Origin of the sequence: Paenibacillus sp. OT2-17, assembly GCF_009827695.1 — a bacterium.
Taxonomy (GTDB): domain Bacteria; phylum Bacillota; class Bacilli; order Paenibacillales; family Paenibacillaceae; genus Paenibacillus; species Paenibacillus polymyxa_B.
In genome coordinates, this window is record NZ_WUDQ01000543.1 from 1 (window position 1) to 2499 (window position 2499).

At 44.6% G+C, this 2499-nt stretch carries 3 protein-coding genes; 2 read left to right on the plus strand and 1 reads right to left on the minus strand.

Translation table 11 applies throughout. The features are described from left to right. Positions 1 to 201: 201 nt before the first annotated feature. Positions 202 to 1143, minus strand: coding sequence for a polysaccharide deacetylase family protein (locus GRP75_RS24320; RefSeq protein ID WP_160790601.1), 942 nt, complete (start codon positions 1141 to 1143; stop codon positions 202 to 204). 94 nt (positions 1144 to 1237) lie between these two features. Here GRP75_RS24320 and GRP75_RS24325 point away from each other — a divergent pair, with 94 nt between their 5' ends. Both GRP75_RS24325 and GRP75_RS24330 read left to right on the plus strand, forming a co-directional pair. Then, on the plus strand, positions 1238 to 1615 hold the full coding sequence (locus tag GRP75_RS24325) for a hypothetical protein (protein WP_160790602.1): 378 nt from the start codon (positions 1238 to 1240) through the stop codon (positions 1613 to 1615). A gap of 197 nt (positions 1616 to 1812) precedes the next feature. After that, complete coding sequence (locus GRP75_RS24330; RefSeq protein ID WP_013310751.1) at positions 1813 to 2427, plus strand: genetic competence negative regulator; 615 nt, start codon at positions 1813 to 1815, stop codon at positions 2425 to 2427. Positions 2428 to 2499: the final 72 nt, after the last annotated feature.

A 2499-nucleotide genomic window follows, 5' to 3' on the forward strand; every position in this document is an offset into this window, starting at 1 on the left:
CTGCAGCGTTACTGTGGTGGGGCATCAAGGGTGCACCACCCATCAGTGAAATGCTTTGGTAATATAAAGTTATTATGGACGTCTGTGCTTAGGTCAAGGCGCGTAATGATACGGTAAAGGCCTCCATCTCCGCATGAATAGCGGAGATGGAGGCCTTTATTGCATCATCTATAGTTAATCCGGAGTATACGCAAGTGTCTATTAGCTGGCAGGAACCTCAATGCCTTGCGGATCGACAAATTGGTAACCCTTTTGCTCAAGACGCGTCAATATACTGTCCAGCGCCTCAGCTGTCCATGGCAGTTCATGCATCAAAATATTGCTGCCTGGATGAAGTTGTTCTGTTACGTTTTTGAGGAGTGCCTCCGTTTTATTAGGCTGATTCTTTTTCATTGTCCAGTCCAGAGAACCGACGGACCATGTCATGTATAGGAGACCGTTTTCCTTAGCGACCTTGCGACCTACGTCTCCGCCTGCACCATGAGGGGGACGGAAGAATACAGGGGCTTGTCCTGTAATGTCTTTAACAGCTTTTTGTACTGTTTCAATCTGTTTTTTGACCTCGGGCTCAGATTTATTCTTCAGCACGATGTGATCCCAGCTATGGTTGCCGATGGGCTGCCCACGGTCATGGATAAGCTTGAGTAACTCAGGATGCTCTTTTACACGGTAACCGTTTACGAAGAAAATCGCTTTCGCTTTGTGTTTGTCCAGTACATCTATGATTTTGTTAATCATGGCTGCTTCCTTAGGACCATCATCAAAGGTCAGTAACACGACTTTTTTTTCGGTACCTTGTTGGTTAGGGATTACATTGTAGGCTTTATCCAAGTGATACATTTTGTTATTGGTAGTTGCAGATGTTGCAGATGTTGCAGATGTCGCAGCTCCTGTTTCGTTGCTTTCGCTGGTTTTATCATTTTGTGCATTGGTTTTACCCGCTGAGTTATGATCATCACTGCCTGCTTGCTTACTGCTGCTTTTTGGGGAAGAGACGTTGCTCTGATCTTTAGCGCTGTTACTTGAGTCAGACGCTGCCGAATCCTGCTGGTTGCTTGTTGCCGCAGATTCCGGCTTGGTTGCAGTGCAAGCACTAAGCAGCAGACATGCGGTGAACAAAATGGCTGCTGTTTTTGTACCCATTATTTCATCTCACCTTCCTGTATTTTATACCGTATGAGTTTGTCACTACTGACGAACACTATGCTTGATTCTACCACAAAGGGAGGTTCTAATTGTGAAAACATCTTCATTTTTCCTGGGAATCGTCTTGGGCGCTGTCGCAAGCTCTTTGATCTCCCGCAACCGCAACATGTTGGGCTTATCTATGGACATGGGTGGAAAAAAAGGCGGCAATTTAGTGCAGAAAGCCCGTACTAAAATGATGGACGCGGCATTCCCCGGAATGGGCGAGATTACGCTCAATAAAGAAGACACCCGTAAGGATCAAGACAATCATTCACAAACAGATAAAACCGCTCATAACGCCCATACTGCCAAGAACAAAGAAGAGAATATGAAGTTGATTAAAGACTTCATCAGCACAAGTCCCGATGTTAAACGTGAGGTCGAGCAAATTTTGAAAGAAACTCATACAGCCGTACCGGGATTGTAACCCAGAAACCTTTATTCCGAATCATTTTGCGGCTTTTTTGTAAAAGCCGTTCAAATGATTCTTTTTTTTATCTTTTTATTGCGTGCATTTACGATTATAAAATGATAACATGATTACATAGAACCATTTTCATCACAGGCATCATAATTGCATCATAATCTGTTAATAACACTCGGCTGCCAGGAGGAGGGTCCAGTATGAAAATAGAAAGATTAAGTCAGGACAAGATACGGATTTTCCTTACCTTTGACGATTTGAGCGAACGCGGTATTCAAAAAGACGATATGTGGCAAGAAATTCCAAGAGTTCATGAGCTGTTTACCGAAATGATGGATCAGGCATACAGCGAACTGGGCTTCGACGCCACGGGACCGTTAGCTGTCGAAGTCTTTGCGCTTCCTGCTCAAGGAATGGTTGTTATCGTCACCCGGGGAAAATATGACCATCAACAGTATGGTTCGGGTCCCGATGAGGAGCTTCCAGAGGAAGTCTACGAAATGGAAGTCACGCTGGAGCATAGCGATTCCATCGTTTACGCGTTTAGCGATTTCGAAGTACTCATAGAAGCGGCTCATATGCTTCGTAGCAACACTACGGAAGCAGGTAAGCTGTATCATTATAGAGGAAAATGGATTCTGCATTTGGAACCAGAAGAAGTAGAGGAGTCCAAGCTTGCGGCTTTAATCGCGGTTCTTGCTGAATTTGGAGAAGGCTCATCCGTTACACCAGCTATGTTGGAAGAGTATGGTAAGCTGGTCATTCCTGAACAGGCAGTTGCTGTCATCTGCACTCATTTTGACAGCCGTTCTTGATTTGTTTTATAAGTGATATCGAAGTGAATTTGTCGGCTCTGCGCTGAAAGCAGGGCCGACTCATTTTTATGG

Excerpts from the sequence above, each read along its gene's own strand:
- GRP75_RS24320 (WP_160790601.1), bottom strand. The coding sequence starts at position 1,143 with ATGGGTACAAAAACAGCAGCCATTTTGTTCACCGCATGTCTGCTGCTT.
- GRP75_RS24330 (WP_013310751.1), top strand. The coding sequence starts at position 1,813 with ATGAAAATAGAAAGATTAAGTCAGGACAAGATACGGATTTTCCTTACC.